This window comes from Paenibacillus lautus (genome assembly GCF_050482385.1).
In the GTDB taxonomy this organism is placed as follows: domain Bacteria; phylum Bacillota; class Bacilli; order Paenibacillales; family Paenibacillaceae; genus Paenibacillus_AQ; species Paenibacillus_AQ lautus_B.
In genome coordinates, this window is record NZ_JBCNHV010000010.1 from 103,783 (window position 1) to 122,449 (window position 18,667).

At 50.2% G+C, this 18,667-nt stretch carries 19 protein-coding genes and 1 other annotated feature; of the genes, 1 reads left to right on the plus strand and 18 read right to left on the minus strand.

The window, feature by feature from the left end; all coding sequences use genetic code 11:
- Positions 1-66 precede the first annotated feature (66 nt).
- Positions 67-297: a binding site (T-box leader), on the plus strand.
- Between the two features lie 191 nt (positions 298-488).
- A complete protein-coding gene (gene serA, locus ABEW73_RS11480; RefSeq protein WP_430170609.1) occupies positions 489-2,081 on the plus strand; it encodes a phosphoglycerate dehydrogenase in 1,593 nt (530 codons plus the stop codon).
- A gap of 124 nt (positions 2,082-2,205) precedes the next feature.
- On the opposite strand, the gene ABEW73_RS11485 is transcribed toward serA, so the two are convergent.
- From ABEW73_RS11485 to ribD, 18 genes are all read right to left on the minus strand, one after another.
- Positions 2,206-3,639 carry an ATP-binding protein gene (locus ABEW73_RS11485; protein ID WP_430170610.1) on the minus strand — a complete coding sequence of 478 codons (1,434 nt, stop codon included), beginning with the start codon at positions 3,637-3,639 and terminating at the stop codon, positions 2,206-2,208.
- A gap of 1 nt (position 3,640) precedes the next feature.
- A complete protein-coding gene (locus ABEW73_RS11490) occupies positions 3,641-4,357 on the minus strand; it encodes a response regulator transcription factor (RefSeq protein WP_009595176.1) in 717 nt (238 codons plus the stop codon).
- A gap of 100 nt (positions 4,358-4,457) precedes the next feature.
- Entirely contained in the window at positions 4,458-5,711 is a 1,254-nt protein-coding gene (gene ccsB / locus ABEW73_RS11495; protein WP_430170612.1) for a c-type cytochrome biogenesis protein CcsB, read from the minus strand.
- Positions 5,698-7,401 carry a cytochrome c biogenesis protein ResB gene (gene resB, locus ABEW73_RS11500; RefSeq protein WP_430170613.1) on the minus strand — a complete coding sequence of 568 codons (1,704 nt, stop codon included), beginning with the start codon at positions 7,399-7,401 and terminating at the stop codon, positions 5,698-5,700. Before resB ends, ccsB begins: the two co-directional genes overlap by 14 nt.
- Complete coding sequence (locus ABEW73_RS11505) at positions 7,398-7,925, minus strand: redoxin domain-containing protein (protein ID WP_430170615.1); 528 nt, start codon at positions 7,923-7,925, stop codon at positions 7,398-7,400. The genes resB and ABEW73_RS11505 overlap by 4 nt, the downstream gene beginning before the upstream one ends.
- A gap of 125 nt (positions 7,926-8,050) precedes the next feature.
- On the minus strand, positions 8,051-8,806 hold the full coding sequence (locus ABEW73_RS11510) for a pseudouridine synthase (RefSeq protein ID WP_430170617.1): 756 nt from the start codon (positions 8,804-8,806) through the stop codon (positions 8,051-8,053).
- 21 nt (positions 8,807-8,827) lie between these two features.
- On the minus strand, positions 8,828-9,166 hold the full coding sequence (locus ABEW73_RS11515; protein ID WP_098742998.1) for an N-acetylmuramoyl-L-alanine amidase: 339 nt from the start codon (positions 9,164-9,166) through the stop codon (positions 8,828-8,830).
- Between the two features lie 126 nt (positions 9,167-9,292).
- Positions 9,293-9,826: a spore maturation protein gene (locus ABEW73_RS11520; protein ID WP_283771771.1), complete on the minus strand. Its 534-nt coding sequence runs from the start codon at positions 9,824-9,826 to the stop codon at positions 9,293-9,295.
- Between the two features lie 6 nt (positions 9,827-9,832).
- Positions 9,833-10,465, minus strand: coding sequence for a nucleoside recognition domain-containing protein (locus ABEW73_RS11525; RefSeq protein WP_430170618.1), 633 nt, complete (start codon positions 10,463-10,465; stop codon positions 9,833-9,835).
- 62 nt (positions 10,466-10,527) lie between these two features.
- Positions 10,528-11,709, minus strand: a complete 1,182-nt coding sequence (locus ABEW73_RS11530) for a D-alanyl-D-alanine carboxypeptidase family protein (protein ID WP_430170620.1) — start codon at positions 11,707-11,709, stop codon at positions 10,528-10,530.
- 235 nt (positions 11,710-11,944) lie between these two features.
- Entirely contained in the window at positions 11,945-12,394 is a 450-nt protein-coding gene (ytfJ, locus tag ABEW73_RS11535; protein ID WP_430170621.1) for a GerW family sporulation protein, read from the minus strand.
- Positions 12,367-13,047, minus strand: coding sequence for a DUF2953 domain-containing protein (locus ABEW73_RS11540; RefSeq protein ID WP_430170622.1), 681 nt, complete (start codon positions 13,045-13,047; stop codon positions 12,367-12,369). The genes ytfJ and ABEW73_RS11540 overlap by 28 nt, the downstream gene beginning before the upstream one ends.
- A 189-nt stretch (positions 13,048-13,236) precedes the next feature.
- Positions 13,237-13,842: an SMC-Scp complex subunit ScpB gene (scpB, locus tag ABEW73_RS11545; protein ID WP_430170623.1), complete on the minus strand. Its 606-nt coding sequence runs from the start codon at positions 13,840-13,842 to the stop codon at positions 13,237-13,239.
- The gene (locus ABEW73_RS11550) at positions 13,811-14,602 is read right to left on the minus strand and encodes a segregation and condensation protein A (RefSeq protein WP_430170625.1); all 792 of its coding nucleotides are present in this window, start codon (positions 14,600-14,602) and stop codon (positions 13,811-13,813) included. The genes scpB and ABEW73_RS11550 overlap by 32 nt, the downstream gene beginning before the upstream one ends.
- 67 nt (positions 14,603-14,669) lie before the next feature.
- On the minus strand, positions 14,670-15,137 hold the full coding sequence (gene ribH / locus ABEW73_RS11555) for a 6,7-dimethyl-8-ribityllumazine synthase (RefSeq protein WP_430170627.1): 468 nt from the start codon (positions 15,135-15,137) through the stop codon (positions 14,670-14,672).
- A gap of 256 nt (positions 15,138-15,393) precedes the next feature.
- Complete coding sequence (locus ABEW73_RS11560) at positions 15,394-16,632, minus strand: bifunctional 3,4-dihydroxy-2-butanone-4-phosphate synthase/GTP cyclohydrolase II (protein WP_430170629.1); 1,239 nt, start codon at positions 16,630-16,632, stop codon at positions 15,394-15,396.
- A 48-nt stretch (positions 16,633-16,680) separates the two neighbouring features.
- Positions 16,681-17,349, minus strand: a complete 669-nt coding sequence (ribE, locus tag ABEW73_RS11565; protein ID WP_430170631.1) for a riboflavin synthase — start codon at positions 17,347-17,349, stop codon at positions 16,681-16,683.
- Positions 17,350-17,371: 22 nt separating this feature from the next.
- Positions 17,372-18,472: a bifunctional diaminohydroxyphosphoribosylaminopyrimidine deaminase/5-amino-6-(5-phosphoribosylamino)uracil reductase RibD gene (ribD, locus tag ABEW73_RS11570; RefSeq protein ID WP_430170632.1), complete on the minus strand. Its 1,101-nt coding sequence runs from the start codon at positions 18,470-18,472 to the stop codon at positions 17,372-17,374.
- Positions 18,473-18,667 lie beyond the last annotated feature (195 nt).

Below are 18,667 nucleotides of genomic sequence, written 5' to 3' on the forward strand. Positions count from 1 at the left end.
ATGGGCGGAATAAACACCTATTGACACAATGTTAGAGCCATGATACATTATGAAAAAATTAATCTGTGAAAACCGATGATGGAAAAGAGAAGCTGTAACGTCCTCAGAGAGCCGATGGTTGGTGTAAATCGGTGGCGTGAGAGTATTCTTGAGCGTTCCTGAGATATTTCGCTGAAACTTGAAGTAGGCGCAAATCGGATGATATCCGTTACCAATCATGGTCTGAACAGACCGCTTGAGGCTGCCGCATCTTGGCAGCGAATAAGGGTGGCACCACGAATAACTCTCGTCCCTTACTACGGAGGTAGTATGCGGATTGGGAGTTTTTTTATGTTCCTGTCTCTTTGCCACGACACCGCGTCAAATCTGTATAGACCTCTTACAGCTTTATTGGAATCTTTGGTGTATAACGGAATACGCCCAGCGTAATCCTTATTCAATATTGCAATACCGCAATTTATAGAGGATTTTAAGGAGGAAGAGAAACCATGTTTAAAGTATTGGTATCGGATCCGATCAGTGATTTGGGGATCCAGCAGTTAATGGATGCCGCCGATGTGCAGGTAGACAAAAAAACGGGGCTTAATGAAGATGAGCTCACTGCCATTATCGGTGAATATGACGGGCTCCTCGTGCGGAGTCAGACACGTGTGACAGAACGCATTATGAATGCAGGAACCCATCTCAAGGTTGTCGGCCGTGCTGGTGTTGGCGTTGACAATATTGATCTTGAAGCCGCTACGAAACGCGGGATCGTTGTTATTAATGCACCTGACGGTAACACGATTACCACAGCAGAGCATACATTTGCCATGATGATTGCCCTCGCCCGCCACATTCCTCAGGCCTATGCCAAGACGGTAGGCGGATCCTGGGACCGCAAATCCTTCCTTGGCGTTGAGCTGCGCAACAAAACGCTGGGCGTAATGGGAATGGGACGGATTGGCAGCGAGGTAGCTAAACGTGCCAAGGCTTTCGGCATGAACATCCTTGCCTTCGATCCGTTCCTGACGGAAGAGCGTGCGGACAAACTGGGCGTGACACTCTCCTCGGTGGATAACATTATCCGCAGCGCAGACTTCATCACGGTCCATACCCCGCTTACGCCGGAAACCCGCCATATGATCGCAAGACCGCAATTCGAAGTCATGAAGCGCGGCATGCGCATCGTGAACTGCGCCCGTGGCGGCATTATTGACGAACGTGCCCTCGTGGAAGCGATCGACGAAGGCATTGTTGCCGGAGCGGCATTTGACGTATTCGAACATGAGCCGCCTGAAAGTGATCATCCATTCCTGAACCATCCAAAGGTTATTGTAACCCCGCATTTGGGTGCATCTACCGTTGAGGCTCAGGAGAACGTTGCGATTGATGTATCGGAACAAGTGCTTCATATCCTGCGCAACGAGCCGTTTAAGAATGCGGTCAACTTCCCGCTTGTAGCGGCCAGCGTGATGAACAAGCTGCAGCCATACTTCTCGCTCGGCGAGAAACTGGGCAGTGTAGCTGCTCAGATCACCGCACACGCGGTGAAGGAGATTCACGTTGACTATGCAGGCGAGCTGGCTGAAGTCGATACGCAAGCCCTGACCCGATACATCGTGAAGGGTGTGCTGGAACGCCACCTCGGAAGCGAAGTGAATATTGTAAACTCCATGCATTTGGCGAAGAGCCGTGATCTGCACGTCGTTGTGTCCCAGACACCAAAAACCAAAGACTTTACCAACCTCGTTACCGTTACGCTTAAAACGCAAAACGGTTTGGAGCGAAATGTTGCAGGTACCCTCCTCCTAGGTTACGGCGAACGGATCGTCCGTCTGGATAAATTCCCGGTCGATATCTCTCCGGAAGGTCATCTGATTCTGATCTCCCATAACGACAAACCGGGCCTTATCGGTCGTGTAGGAACGCTGCTCGGCGAGAACGATGTCAACATCGCCTCCATGCAGGTCGGGCGTAAAGTCATCGGCGGGGAAGCAATTATGCTGCTAACGGTCGATAAAGACGTTCCTAAAAACGTTCTGATCAAGCTCACCGGGCTGTCGGAACTGAACAGCGCGCACCAAATCGCGCTGGGCTAAATTCAGGCCAGCTATAAGATATAAGGGGTTAATCATTGTTCCACGTAGAACAAGATTAACCTCTTAATTTCAACAAAAAAACACGCTCCCTGTGAGCGTGTTTTGTCTTTTGTGGAGACATTCCCTAAGATTCTGCCGATTTTGTTGGAATGATCATCGTAAACACCGTTCCTTCGCCTACTACACTTGTTGCGTTAATCGTGCCATGATGCGCTGTCACGATGTTTTTAACGATGGCGAGGCCTATACCGGTTCCCACCGTCTCCCCCCGCACACGCGCTTTATCGGCCTTGTAGAATCGCTCAAAAACAAAAGGCAGGTCTTCAGGCGGAATACCGACACCTTGGTCGCTAATCTTCACCTGGAGAGCCTCCATGTTCGATTCGGTAATCCGATCCGCAATGATACGAATCTGCTTGCCTGAAGGTGTATGACGAAAAGCGTTGTCCAGCAGATTGGTCAGCACCTGTTCAAGCTTATCTTCATCCGCCGCTTCGAGTATAAGATTCGAGTGAAGTTTGTTAAGCTGAAGATCAATGCCGCGCTCCTTGGCACGAACAGTGAACTTCCGGTATACCCTTTCACACAATTCACCTGCATCCATCTCCCGCAGGGACAGCTCTGCATGCCCCGCTTCCATACGGGTTAAATCAAGCAGATCCTTCACCAGTCGCCCCATACGAAGCGATTCCTCATGAATCACCTGTATCAGCTCTCTGCCCTCTTCCGGTGAAGCTGCCATTCCGTCAAGCAGCGCTTCACTGTAGCCCTGCATCATGGACAGCGGTGTACGGATTTCGTGCGACACGTTGGCGATGAAATCCGTACGCATCTTCTCCAGCGTAACTTGCTCGGTAATATCTCTTAACACGACAACTGCGCCGCGGATCACCTCATCCGAATATAAGGGAGCCATATGGGCTGACCATATTCCCTGCTTCACATGCAGATCAGCGCTTTGGTCCTTTCCTTCGTTCACGGTAGCATAATAAAGCTCACTGAGCGGTTTTGGCATGACATCGGCCGCCCAGCCACCGCCCTGCAGCTCATCATCCCATTGCAGCCCTTTCCAGGTTTTCATGATTTCCTGCCCTGGCGGGTTCACCAGAATGACCTGTCCATGATTATCAAAAGTAATCACCGCGTCGCTCATGCTTCTCAGCACACTGGACAGATGCTCCTTCTCATGGTTTAAATTACGGATATTCGTTTCCAGCTCTGCCGCCATATGATTGAACGTATTGGCCAACTCGCCAATTTCATCGCTGGTCACCAGATTTAACCGAGTGCCGTACTTCCCTTTGCGGATATCGTTGGCTGCCTCAATAAGCTGCTGCATGGGCTGCGTAATCTTCGTTAACAGAAACAACCCGAAAAAGGTGGTCATCGAAAAACCGATAATGGCCACATAAGTAAATAAACGTTTGATGGCATCCGAATTCGCAAACGTGGTATCGATATAGGGGAGCAAAAATAATCCGAGCGTCAGCAGTACGCACGCCACTAAACAGGTTATCGTAATCCACAACTTGCCGACGAGTGATCTCCAGAAACTCACGTTACTTCGGTACCTCCAGCTTGTAGCCTACTCCCCATACGGTCGTAATCATCGCCGCGGATTCCGCGGATACCTTATTTAACTTCTCGCGCAGCCTCTTTACGTGGGTATCGACGGTGCGAAGATCGCCGAAAAATTCATAGTTCCATACGTCCTTAAGCAGTTCTTCGCGAGAGAATACTTTGTCCGGGGACGAGGCCAGGTAGTGCAGAAGCTCATACTCCTTCGGCGTCAAACTGATTTCATGCCCTCCGGCCGTCACCCGGTGAGCATCATGTTCAATGATCAAATGCGGGAAAACAATGCTGTTGCTTGGGTTCGGTTCCTTGCTCAAATAAGCCGTAGCGGATGAGCGGCGTAAAATCGCTTTAACACGATAGATCACCTCGCGCGGACTGAACGGCTTTACAACATAATCGTCGGCTCCCACTTCAAATCCCTGTACGCGATTGATCTCCTCACCCTTGGCAGTCAGCATGAGAATAGGCGTAGACTTCACCTGACGGAGACGTGTGCATACTTCGACACCATCCATCCCGGGCAGCATCACATCCAGAATGACGAGCCCGTAATCTTCGGAGCTTGCTTTGCGAAGAGCAGTTTCTCCATCCTCCGCCTCTTCGATTTCATACCCTTCCTTCTCCAAATACATTTTTAACAATCGGCGAATCCGTTCTTCATCATCAACAACTAGTATGCGATTTCCGTGCTCTGACATTGGCAGCCAACTCCTTCATTTTTATAGGGAAAATCAGAAGCGGCCCTCTTGATTAAGAAAGGGCCCTTCTGATTGATCATTCACTGCTATTCGATTTACATTAATCGGTTCCCGCATAGGAATGCAGACCCGCGATAATCAAGTTGACGCCGACCAGCGTAAACATGACCACGATAAAGCCGATAACGGACAGCCAGGACGAATGTTTACCCTGCCACCCGCGCGATAACCGGAGATGAAGGTACACGCTGTAGAACAACCATGTAATAAGCGCCCATACTTCCTTCGGATCCCAGCCCCAGAACCGGCCCCATGCAATTTCTGCCCAGATCATGGCGAATATGAGACCTCCCAACGTAAATACCGGGAACCCAATCGCAATGGCGCGATAACTGATTTCATCCAGATCGTCCGGATCCAATCTATTAAGGGCAGGCTGAATGAACTTGGCCAGCGGCTTGCGCAGGATAAGGCGGAGCAATCCGTACAGGATTAACCCCGTGATCAGCGACCACATCACCGTATTCAGCTTACGTCCAGCATTCGCGCCGTGCATCCAGGACGGAGCTTCCATGAGTGGAGATTTCATGCCCAAGAAGGACTGCATGCTCTCCGTTTCGCTTTTATAAGGTGCGACAAGCGGTGGCATGTTATATTCCACTTTTACTATTGTACTATTTTCTGTCTTCGGGTCAACCAAAGTCTGGTTGAATTCAGCCTGATATCCGCTCGCACGGAAGCAGTATACCGATAAAATAAATCCGATCAGGATCACGATGGCAAACATGCAGAGTTCAAGCCAGCGCTGTTCCCTGCGCGCGCCCTTGTCTGTTCCACTAAAGTTAACGGTACGGAGCAGGTGCATCAAGCCGGCAATAAAACCGACCGCGAAAAATGCATCACCCAGCGCAGCCAAGGTTACGTGAATCCCCAGCCAATAGGACTGAAGCGAAGGAATGAGCGGCTGCACCTCCTGCGGAAACACAGCTGCATACGCCATGATCAGAATAGCCAGCGGCAGTGCAAACAATCCGAGCAGCGATTTTTTGTAGATAAAATAAAGTATGAGGAAGGCAATCATGATTGCCATCGACAAGAAGGTCATAAACTCATACATGTTGCTAACAGGCACATGTCCAGAGCCCGCCCATCTCGTAAAGAAGTACAGCAGATGTCCGATCAAACCGATCGATGCCGTCACAAATGCAATTTTCCCCCATTTAGCCAAATGGGCTTCCGGGTCCCGCTTGCGGAACCGTCGTCCCATAACAGCAAGTGCATACATGATAAATGCCGCACAATACAAGGTAAAAGCAACGATAAATGCGTTGCCGCTAAAATCAATTAGATTCATGCTTAGTCCCCCTGTTATTCTCCAATGACTTTTCATCGACTTCGATATTCATTTGCTTGAGGATCGCGGAGATCTCCTTGCGAAGCCCAAACCAGTTCTTGTTCGTATGTGCGCCAAGGGTCAGCGTTTGGTTATCAATACGCAGCCAGATCCGGCGATGGGTGAAATAAAAGCCCATGATCAGGCCGAGCATACCGATAAAACAACCAATCCAAATGAACGGCATGGCTTTATCCACACGAATATTCAGATAAGTCGTAGATTCCGAAAAGTCCACATCGTCCATGCTCCGTACATCCAGTTGTACGAGCGCTTCCCCACCCGCCAGCTGTGCATTGATCGCTTCCTGATTAAAGCGTTCCTTATCAATCTGTTTAGGGAAGTAGAAATATTGGATGCCTTCCTTCGGAAGTTCAGGTCCCTTAATCAGAAATAAGAATGCAGGCGCATTCGGGTTAGGTGACAGGTTTACCGGTTTACCGTTATCGCCAAGACCAAAATCGGTAAAGGATTGTGTAAGCGTTAACGTATATTCTCCCGCCTGATACTCTCGTTGAGGATCGTCGATCGACAATGTGATTTTGCCGTATTCCTTCCCGCTCTTACTGTTAATCAGCACCGGCGAAACCGAACGGAGAATCGGGGTCAGATCATAATCGAATTGATAAGCTTTTAACCCTTTATAATTGAGCGGATGATTCACCTCAATGTTATGGCGTGTCAATTCCACGAGCTGAGGCTTTTTATCAAAATCGTCGCAATTGGCCTCGCACATATACAGGATCGCCTGGGTTTGGAACTCCTTCGGCAATACTTTATTCTTGCCTTTAAATTCCTCAGGCATATCGTCCTCGGTGTAGAACTCCACCTTAAACCCATCGTTCAATAAATAGTAACTGGTGTTCTTGATGTGCACAGGTTCATCTTGAGGAAAAGCCATGTGCTCGTCCATATGCAGTCCAGGAAGATTCCGTCCAAGAACTGCAAGCAGGAAAATAATCAGACCGATGTGAAGAACATAAGGGCCCCAGCGGCTGAACCGTTGCTTCTCGGCTAGTAGGGTCCCGCCATCCGTACGCACGCGGTAACCCTTCTTCTTAATGATTGGTTTTACCCGTTCAACCCAGTCGGCACCGTCTTCATCAACATGACCTTGGTATACCACCTTCTGGCGGGTAAGGAAGGACATGTGCTTCGGAATCCGCTGTCTGCTGAGCGCTTTGTACAAGGGCAGGACCCGGTCAAGACTGCAAATGACAAGCGATGCGCCGATCATGACAAGCAGCAGCACGAACCACCATGAAGTGTATGTATGAGACAGCCCGAGCAAGTAATAAATATGCCCCAGCTGTCCGTACTCCTCTTTGTAATAAACGGAGGGGTCAATATTAAGGAATGTGCTTTCCTGCGGCAAGATGGTTCCTAGCGAGGAGCCGATCAGCGTAAGCAGTATCAGATATATTGCTACTTTTACCGAAGAAAAGAAATTCCATACCCGATCGATCATACTGGGGTTTTCTTTCTGTGATCGACGAGCAACGCCGTCATACCGCATTTCCAGAATCGGCTGGGCCTCCGCTTCCTCGGTCAGCGGCTTCCCGCAAGCTTCGCAGAGGACCGTCCCCGTTGGATTCTGGTGTCCACAATCACACTTCGTGTTCTGGATCAAAGGCTTGGAACCTTGACTCATTTCGCATTCACCAACTGTTCAATTTGTTTATCAAGGGTGTTCAAATCCAGTTCGCCTATACGAATATGGTCAATCTTGCCAGAGGCCGTAACAAAAAAGGTGGTTGGCATGGGCCCAACCCCGAAGCTGGCAACAGCATTCCGTTTCGGATCCATCAGTATGGGGAACTTTACGCCGGTTTGAGCAACGAAATTCTCAACGGTCATTTTGTTCTCTCCCACATTAATTCCGATGATCTCCACGCCTTGACTGCTCCATTTCTCCCACTGAGCTTGAAGAGCCGGCATTTCCCGCACGCATGGCGGACAGTAGGTGCCCCAGAAATTAATCACCCTGGCCTTACCCTCGTATTCACTCATGGTATGTACGCCGCCATCCATGCCTAGAAGTTCAAAATCCGCTGCCTTTTGACCCACTTTGGGAACCTCATCAGAGCCGAATACAACGGTTGCAATGGCGTACACTCCAACCAGGATAATGGCAAGCAGAATCACAATCTGTACGCTTTTCTTTGATTTGCCCATAAAGCAGCAGCTTCCTTTCTATGACATTCATCATATCGTATACTACGGGTGTGAACATCCTATGAACAATTATAACGAAATTTGTCATAAACGCCGCTCGCCATTTTGAATATTATGTGTCGGGTTTAACGTTTTCTCTTCGGTTTCCCGCCCGGCTTAGCGGATTTCGCCATCTGCAGGAGCTGGTTGATTTCATCCGCTGTCAAATGGCGGTACAAGCCCCGTTTTAAATTTTGCAGCAGCAGATCCCCGTAAGATATCCGCTTCAACCGCGTGACCGGATGGGAAATCGCTTCGAACATCCTTCTCACTTGACGGTTGCGGCCCTCATGAATGGTAATCGATATGACGGATTGTTTATTATCCGGATCCACATCCTTATACTCCACCTCGGCAGGAGACGTCATGCCGTCTTCCAGCATAATCCCTTGGCGAAGCTTGTCCAGTTCGGTGCCATGGGGCACCCCTTTCACGGTAGCCAAATAAGTCTTGGGTACATGATATTTAGGGTGGCTGAGCAGATTGGCAAATTCGCCGTCATTGGTCAGCAGCAGGAGTCCTTCTGTATCATAGTCCAAACGTCCAATCGGATATACCCGCTCTTTAATGCCCTTGAGATAATCCGATACAATTTTTCGGCCTTCGGGATCAGAAGCGCTCGTAATGACTCCCTTCGGCTTATTCAGCATAATGTATACCTTTTTCTCATTCTTTATCGGTTTGCCTGAAACCGTAATGATATCCTGGGCTGGATCGGCCTTCGTGCCGAGTTCGGTAACGGTCTCTCCGTTTACCTGCACCTTGCCTTCAAGAATCAATTCCTCGCACTTGCGGCGGGAAGCGACTCCGGCCTGTGCCATAATTTTCTGTAATCTCTCCATGTTCGTTAGGTCACCTCATTCCTAATGATAACCATCGACAGGATAAATCACAAGCGCGTTCCATGGAAAATGTGCCCCGGGACAGGTGTCGGAGTGAGGAAACAAGTATAACGGGGAAATATCATGGAGTCTGGATAGCTCCAAAATGATTTTGCTGGCGGTAAACAGCTGTGTTTTCTGGTCCAGCGACATGGACTGGTAGCCGATATTGAAGTCGCCCTCCAGACAGATGTGAATCTGCCCCGGCTGAACGAGCATGGATGAAGAAGAGACCGAGCCGTCTGGATGGATTTTAAAATCCCAGTTCCGCGGTTCCCGCTCGCACACGGTATGATGAATAACAAAACCCTCGAATTCCATTTCATCACCCCTACTACAATTTGTAACTGCAGCAGTATATGACGCGATGGAATCGAGGGTATAGGCATACGTCCTGTTACATAGAAAAAACGCTCCGTCTTACTCAGACCGCCCGCATGATCTTAATTATCCGAACACCAGCAGACAGACGGCAATCGCCGCAATAAAACCGATCAAATCGGAGAACAGCCCCACCTTCAGCGCATACCGGCCGTTGCGGATTCCGACGGCGCCAAAGTAGACGGTCAGAACATACAAGGTCGTATCTGTGCTCCCCTGTATAGTCGACGCGATTCGGCCAATCATGGAATCCGGACCGTATGCCCGAATCAATTCAGTCGTGTACGCGAGAGAGCCTGTGCCCGTCAACGGCCTGAGAATTCCCAAAGGCAAAATCTCGCTCGGTACCCCTAGCGATTGCAGAAAGGGGCCCGTCCAACCCACAAAAAACTCAAGCGCACCAGAAGATCGAAATACGCTAATGGCTACCATCATGCCGACCAAGTGCGGGATAATCCCAATCGCTGTGGAGAAGCCGTCCTTGGCTCCATCCACAAACGATTCATATACGGGCACTTTGCGCGTATAAGCATAAAGCGGAATGAATGCGATAATAATGGGAATAGACCAAGCGGACACGATATTAATCCATGATAGCAAGACTCATCACCCCTTCACATCCGGGTTCAGGCTTGTACCGATTCCCGGCGGCTTCTGGCGGCGTATCGTCCTTCTTCGATACCATCGGTCAGCCATTATGGCGGCAGCCGTTGCAACCGCGGTGGCCAAAAGCGTGGTACCGACAATTTCCGAAGGATTGGCGGACTCATAATTTAACCTGATTGCGATTAGCGTTGTCGGTATCAGCGTAATGCTGGCCGTGTTTAATGCAAGCAGCGTACACATCGCCGGAGAAGCTGTTTCCTTATCCGGGTTTAACTTCTGAAGCTCCTGCATCGCTTTGATTCCCATCGGAGTTGCCGCATTGCCCAGACCGAACAAATTGGCGCTCATGTTAGACAATATATATCCCATAGCAGGATGATTCTTCGGTACATCCGGGAACAGGAAACGGACAACCGGGCCCAGCAGCTTGGCAACCTTCTTCAGCAGGCCCGCATCCTCTGCCAGTCGCATCATGCCAAGCCAGAACACCAGTATGCTGATGAGACCGAAGGAGACAGTCACTCCCGTCTGGGCTCCGTCAAATGCGGCTTTTGTAACACTTTCGATGTTCCCGTTCACTGCCGCAAAGCAAACGCCGATCAGTATCATCCCCATCCAAATCAAATTGATCATCTCTTCGCCCCCGTTTGCTGCCCCGCTCCGTGAGAATCCACGATCTCTTTAGCGATGGCTAGTTATGATTTGGCCCTGAACAGATGCCTAAGCACTTCTCCTGCAGACTGCCACAGCGACAACGAACCGAGTGGTCCGGATGTGCTTCTGGACTTCTGCAAAACCTCAGGGACTTCAGGAAGCTTGCTTCCTTCCGCATAGACTGGAACTTTGCCGATGCTGACATTATCCAGCAGCAGTTCAATATGACCCCGTAGTCCGAAAGACAAGTCAGGTTTGCTCGCTTTATGCAGGACCAGTCTCTTCACTAGGCGTGCTTCCTCATCATGCGCAAATGCATATGTAAAGGAACTGCCCGTGACGAGTGAATAGCCCTGGATCTTCTGCCCTTTCTCCGTAACCTTTTTCAGTGGAAAATGAGCAAATCCATAATCCAGCATCTTGGAATGGTCATTCCAATCGTTGCCGTCATTCAGCGTGACCGCCGCAATCTGTTGACCGTTTCGGGTGGCAGAGCTCACCAGGCAGCGGAATGCTTTTTTGGTGTAACCGGTTTTGACGCCGTCCGCTCCCTCGTAGAAACGAAGCATCTTGTTTTTGTTATCCCATTTGTAGTCCCACGCTTCATTCGGATTGGGCGCTTTCTTCGTCGGGGTTTTGACAATCTCGCTAAAGATAGGGTTCTTGAGGGCATACGCCGTCAGTTTGGCTACGTCATTAGCAGAAGAGTAATGTTCATCATGATCCAGTCCATGGGGATTCATAAAATGCGAGTTCGTCAAGCCGAGTCCGGCCGCCTTCTCGTTCATCAGCAACACAAAGCCTTCCTCCGTCCCCCCGACATGTTCGGCAATCGCCGTCGCGGCATCGTTGCCTGATCGCAGCATTAAGCCGTACAGCAAATTCTCAAGCGTCATCTCCTCACCAAGCTTCAGGAAGAGTGAGGAGCCCTCTTTGGCAAAAGCATTTTTGGAGACCTTGACGCGGTCGTCCAGCTTGCCGTGTTCAATGGCCACGATAGCGGTCATGATCTTGGTTAGGCTTGCGATTCTCAAACGCTCGTCCCCGTTCTTGCTGTACAGCACTCTACCGGAAGTGACATCAATCAGCGCAGCTGCCTGCGCATGATTGGTAGGGCCATTCTCATGCTCTGCATGCACGGGGACAGCCGTAACCAGCAAGCAGCTTATGACCATCAACATGGATATCAAAGACTTGCAGTTCGTCCATTTCATTTTCATCATTTTATCCTCCGGTGTTCAGAAATCTTGTACAAGTATATGTCGTTCACGCTAAAGGTATGTCCATTTCGCAATAGAAACGTCTGTCAACGTACTTTCCCCAAGACCGCCCCCGATAAAGTAGAGTTTTTCCAGCCATGATCGGTTTGAGTCTAGCCTCGGCTGAAAGCTTATACATTCACTAATCTTCACAGCAAAAATCCCTTTCGTTATGAACGAAAGGGATTTGCTTGCTCCGTCAGTACGCAGGCGGAGGTGTGGTGTCGTTCGCGGCATTGCTGCCTGATTGAAACATCGACTGGATTTGATCGAGTAAATACGGTGTCGCATCAATAATCCGTTCAAACAGATGGGTTTGATTGTCGAGCGGCACGATGTGCACGCCTTCTTTACCCACGACTAGGAAAGCAATCGGCCGTATGGACACGCCACCGCCGCTGCCGCCGCCAAAAGGAAGGGCACTGTGATCGTGTTGCGTCCCATTAGTGGTAGTTGAGTGTATGCCTCCCGCCTCAACGTTGTAGTCGCTACCGCCGGCAGCGAAACCAAAAGCCACTTTACTGATTGGCAGGATAACGCTGCCGTCAGGTGTGTTCACCGGGTCGCCTACAATCGTATTAACGTCCACCATTCCCTTGATGTTTTCCATAGCCGTTTGCATCAAGCCTTGAATAGGGTGTTCTGCCATGATCTAATTCCTCCTTTCACCTTTAACACGCGAACTATAAGTACCAGTCCAGCATACATAGCTTTTCCGCAGGAGATTTTCGCTATGCAGTTTAGCTCTGTGGAAATTTGCGGCGGACCGTTAAAGATTGGCACCACATCGATTTGGGGCAGCTCTTCCATGATCAGACGGTACGACATCCATCCCAGAAGCGTATGCTTGATGCCATGCAGCAGCCCGGTCGCTACCGCCGTATCGGCCGCATGCTCAAGCGCAATCCGGGTTGACCAGCGCACATCCATGAGATGAACGGCCGCCATCGTCTGCCTCATCCATTTTTTGAAACCTTTAGTAGACAACAATGCTCGCGCATAGTCCCTGTATCGAATGGTTCTGCTTGGAGAATCCTTCTGCTCTTTCGAACCGAGTGGAATTCCCTGGTCTACGGGAACGGTCTCCTTTTTTAATTCGATCCCACCGTTCGCCAGGTGAAAGGGGACTGCATATTTGCGCGTAATTAATCCGAAGATCATTTTAATTTCTGCCAACACTTTATATTCATCTTTTCTTAGAACCACATCCAGCTTAATCGTTACCTTGGAACACAGCACAACGACCAGCAATACGATGAGGAGAACGACCAAACCGACCGCCAGAATCATCCATACCCTCACGAAGTAACCCCCAAGACGTACTTAGTAAAATGTAATCCGCTTGGCTTAGTATGGCAAAAGCGCCCCCAAATGATGCGAAACTATTCCAAGTCCCTGATTTCAAATATTCGCAAGTGACATAAAAAAATCCCGGACGGTGGATTTCTCCACGCCCAGGATTCTATTACAACCTATTGTGTTGTATAATGGCTAACTCTCCTCTACATCATCGAACGTAAGCTGACGACCGTCAAGCTTATCGAACAACAGCTGCGTTTCCTCTTCCAAATTATCATTATCCTCAAATTGCGACGGCTCCGGCAAATCCTTGATATTGGCAAGTCCGAAATATTCCAGGAAAGACTTGGTTGTTCCATATAAAATCGGTCTGCCAATCGCCTCGGCGCGTCCAACTTCCTCGATCAATCCTTTGCTTACCAGCGTATGGATCGCCCGTTCGGCCTTGACGCCGCGGATGTCTTCAATCTCTACGCGCGTAATCGGCTGACGATAGGCAACGATGGAGAGTGTTTCAAGTGCGGCTTGCGACAAGGAGGAGCGAGAAGGCGAATACGCCAGGCGCTCGAAATACGGAGCATGTTCGGCCAGCGTAGCGATTTTGTAGCTCCCCGCAATTTGTATGATCTGAATCCCTCGCTCATAACGCTCCCATTCTTCCTTCATGTCCTCAAGCGCTTCGCCAACCAGGCCATCCGACTGCTCGGTGATCTCAGCAATTTGCCTAACCGACAAGCCCTCTTCTCCTGACAGGAACAGAAGCCCCTCAATAATCGATTTCAGCTTCGGATAATCCATCAATGCGTCCTTCCCCTCTCCACTCCATGACGATATCTTCAAACAACTTCTCTTGGTAGCACAAAATTTGCTTCATTTTCATCAATTCTAAAATGGCCAGGAAGGTTACCACGATTTCATGCCGCACCATCTCTTCGTGAAGCAGCTTGGAGAACAGAATCCTGCCTCCTGGCCCAACCTCCTCCAGGGCATGCACGACCTGACGAATCCGGTCCTTAACCGATATTTCATCCCGCTGAATGCGGGCATACGATGTGCGTTTGACTGCTTTGCTTAATGCTTTTTGAAAAGCAGCGATCAAATCCGAAATATGTAATCCCTGCACCGGATTTTCTTCCACTTCCGGCATGTAAGGCGTGAGGTCTTCGGCTTCCTTGGAATACATCAGGCTTCGTTCCCATTCCTTATCATGCAAATGGCGGGCGATGCCTTTGTACTTGCGGTATTCGATCAGCTTGGCAATGAGCTCTGCTCTCGGATCCATGTCATCTTCTTCATAAAAATCAAACTCGTCCATCTCGATAACCGGAGGCTTCGGAAGCAATAACTTGCTCTTTATAGACAGCAGCGTTGCAGCCATCACCAGAAACTCACTCGTAATTTCCAGCTCCAGCTCCTGCATGTTGTGCAGATAGGCCATGTATTGTTCGGTAATCTCGCTGACGGGAATATCCTGGATGTCGATTTCCGCTTTATCAATCAAATGCAGCAGCAGATCGAGCGGTCCTTCAAACGTTTCCAGCTTGTATAATACGGTCACGGTGAATCCTCCCGCCAAAAAAATAAAATGTAGTGCTCTAAAAAAAGAGCACTACATTAAATAAGCACTATTTTAGGCTTTTCGTCAAGTTCGCCATCTCGATGGCTGCCATGGCGGAATCCCAGCCTTTATTGCCAGCCTTCGTTCCCGCACGCTCCACGGCTTGTTCGATATTCTCCGTCGTGACGACACCGAAAATCGTTGGTACACCGGTCTTCAGGTTAATGGCGGATACCCCCTTAGCCACTTCGTTGCACACATAATCATAATGCGTAGTGGAGCCGCGAATGACGGTTCCTAAGGTGATGATTGCATCGTATTTGCCGCTCTCTGCCATTTTTTGGGCAATGAGCGGGATTTCAAACGCACCCGGCACCCATGCGACGTCCACTTCGTTATCCTGTGCGCCGTGGCGCTTCAATGCGTCCAGTGCGCCGCTCAGCAGCTTGCTGGTGATGAATTCGTTGAAACGACCTACGACGATACCGTACTTCAGACCCTCGGATACTAATTTACCTTCAAATATAGTTGCCATGATGGAAAACTTCCTTTCGGTTTGGAGTTTATATAAGGTCAAACTTGGCGGGAATGACTTCGGTTCTTGTTTCCGCTGCGCTGACGGCTGCTGCTTCCGATCGCTGTTAACTCCTGATTTCATGATCTATTTTTTTAAGGTGGAAATCAGGAGTTAAAGGCGACCGCTACCGCTTCTCCAGCAGCATTCCGTCCTCTTCGCTGGGTCACTCCACGAAGTCGGCCCTCCCCATGATTGACCTTTTGTTATGTGGTGATTAGTTGGTGCTCTCGTTCTGCTCGATATCGCTGAACTTCAGCATATGACCGAGCTTGGCTTGCTTGGTATGCAGGTAGCCCGTGTTATCCTCGTTCTCCGGCATTTGGATCGGAACGCGCTCGACCACCTCCAGGCCGTAACCTTCGAGGCCCTTGATTTTGCGCGGATTGTTTGTCAGCAGCCGGATCTTTCTGATCCCCAGATCCTTCAAGATTTGGGCTCCGATACCGTAATCACGCAGATCTGCCGCAAAGCCGAGCTTCAGGTTGGCGTCCACGGTGTCGAGTCCCTCTTCCTGGAGCTTGTAGGCTTTCAGTTTGTTGATTAAGCCGATGCCCCGACCTTCCTGGCGCATGTAGAGAAGTACGCCTCTGCCCGCTTCATCGATTTGGCGGAGGGCCGCCTCGAATTGAGGACCGCAATCGCAGCGATGGGAGTGAAATACGTCTCCTGTCAGGCACTCGGAATGCACGCGCACGAGGACGGGCTCATTCCCATCAATCTCCCCTTTTACCAAGGCTACATGCTCTTTATTGTCCACATCGTTGGTATAGGCCACCGCCTGAAACACGCCGAAGTCGGTCGGCATCCGCACAGCTACCTCTCGCTGAACAAGCTTTTCTTTTTCATTGCGGTAATGAATGAGATCCTTGATGCTAATCAGCTTCAGATCATGCTTCTTCGCAATCTCCACAAGGTCCGGCAGCCGTGCCATTGTGCCGTCTTCCTTGATTACCTCGCAGATGACGCCGGCCGGATAGGACCCGCTCAATCTGGCAAGATCGACAGCGGCCTCCGTATGTCCTGCCCGGCGCAGGACGCCTCCATCTTTTGCGATCAGCGGGAACATATGACCCGGTCTTCGAAAATCGGAGGCAGATGCATTCGAATCCAAAATACCTTTGACGGTGATGGACCGCTCATAGGCCGATATGCCGGTGGTAGTGTCCTTATGATCAATGGAGACCGTAAAAGCCGTTCCATGATAGTCGGTATTTTGGGTAACCATCGGTTTGAGGTCGAGCTCCTGGGCTCTGGCCTGCGTCATCGGCAAACATACCAGCCCACGGCCTTCGGTGATCATAAAATTAATGACCTCCGGGGTTGCCTTATCGGCTAATGCGATAAAATCGCCCTCATTCTCACGGTCTTCATCATCTACGACAATGACAACCTTGCCTTCCTTTAAATCGGTTAACGCCTCTTCGATTGTATGAAATGAAAAACGCTCATCCATCGCTGCTCCTCCTTCTTCCTCTTGGAGACTCTATGTGAATCACCCAGCTTAAGCAAATCCATGCTCCGCAAGATAATCCCTGCTGATTCCCGGTTTTGTGCCGCCATTGCTCACGGCCCCTTCTGAGCCGTAATTCAGCAGGTGATCTACATATTTCCCTAAAATGTCGCATTCGATATTAATCGTATCGCCTGCTTTTTTATAAGCCAGCACCGTCTCCGCCAGCGTATGGGGGATGATCGATACCGTAAAGGAGGAATCTGTTGTTTTGACAACGGTCAAGCTGATTCCATCCAGTGTGACAGAGCCTTTCGGAATGATATATTTGAATACGTCCCGATTCGCGGGCGCAATCTCGTATACCACGGCATTCTGATCTGCCTGCACATTCCGAATGACGCCGACGCCATCCACATGCCCCTGAACGATATGGCCTCCAAATCTGCCTCCGGCCGCCATCGCCCGTTCCAGATTCACCTTTCCGCCTGGCTGCAGCTCCTTAAGGTTGGTATTTCTATAGGTTTCCGGCATCACATCGACCGTAAATATTCCTTTGTCAATCGTTGTGGCTGTCAAGCAGACGCCATTAACGGATACGCTGTCCCCAAGCTTTAAATCATCCATAATCCGGCTAGCGGAAATGCTCAGCAGCATGGCTTCGCCTTTCCGTCCGATGCGCCTCATCTCGCCGATCTCCTCAACCAATCCAGTAAACACAGGCTTCCCTCCTTTCTTCTCCTTATTTCCAGACCGGAATCCCGGTGACGTAAATATTGTCGTCCAGTCTTTCGATCTCAAGTCCTGTCAGCTGAATCGCTTGATTCATCTGCTCATACCCGCTGAACATGTAATTCCCCGGGGCATCGTATCCACCGATAATCTTGGGGGCGATGAACTGGATGAGCCGATCCACCAGCTTCTGTTCCAGCATCGAGCCATTCAGCGTGCCGCCACCTTCCAGCAAAATGGAGGCAACCCCCTTCTGCCCCAGCTTCGCCAGTGCAGTCTTTAGATCCACACGTGGTCCTGGCCCGCAGGGGATGACCTGAACTCCCTGCTCTTCCAGCACGGACCGCTTCGTCTCATCGGCCTGCTCCGTCGTCAGGATCCACGTTTGCGCCAATCCGTCAGTCACGACATGGCTGTCGAGCGGGATTCGCAAGCTGGAATCCACGATGATCCTGATCGGATGCAAGCCTTCCACGCCAAGTCTCGTCGTCAGGCTTGGGTTATCCGCGATCACTGTCGACACGCCAACCATGATGCCTTGATGACGATGACGCAGCGTATGCACAAGCTCTCTTGAAACTTCATTAGATATCCACTTGCTATCGCCGGTTTTTGAAGCGATCTTGCCGTCCAACGTGCTGGCCGTCTTTAACGTTACGAAGGGCTGACCCGTTGTAATGAATTTAATGAAGGTTTCGTTCAAGCGAAGCGCACGTTCCTTAAGGACACCGGTCTCCACCCGGATTCCCGCAGCGCGCAGCATCTGAATCCCTTTGCCCGCAACCAGAGGATTGGGGTCCTCGCAAGCAACAACCACTCGCTGAACACCCTCGGCAATCAGCCTCTCGCTGCAAGGCGGCGTCGTACCATAGTGACTGCAGGGCTCCAGTGTCACGTACACGGTACTGCCCGCTGCTTTGCTGCCGGCCATATTCAGGGCATGAACCTCAGCGTGCGGTGTTCCCCGCTCCAAATGCGTTCCCACCCCTGCAAGCGCACCATCCTTAACAACAACACAGCCGACAACCGGATTTATCCCGGTTTGACCCTGAGCACGTTCAGCCAGGTCCAGCGCAAGTGACATATAGAATTCATCGTTGACGATATCCATGGTAAACATGCCCCTTTCCGAATGCTCACATAAAAAAGCCCTGCCAAAGATTCGGGGAATCCTTAACAGGGCTTGATGGAAGTTCATAATTGACACACTAAATAACCGTCATGAATGCAGGTTTTGCCTATAACAAACGACCCAAATCCGTTACCGGCGACATCCTATTATCGCAAGCACAGGTTTGAATTGCAT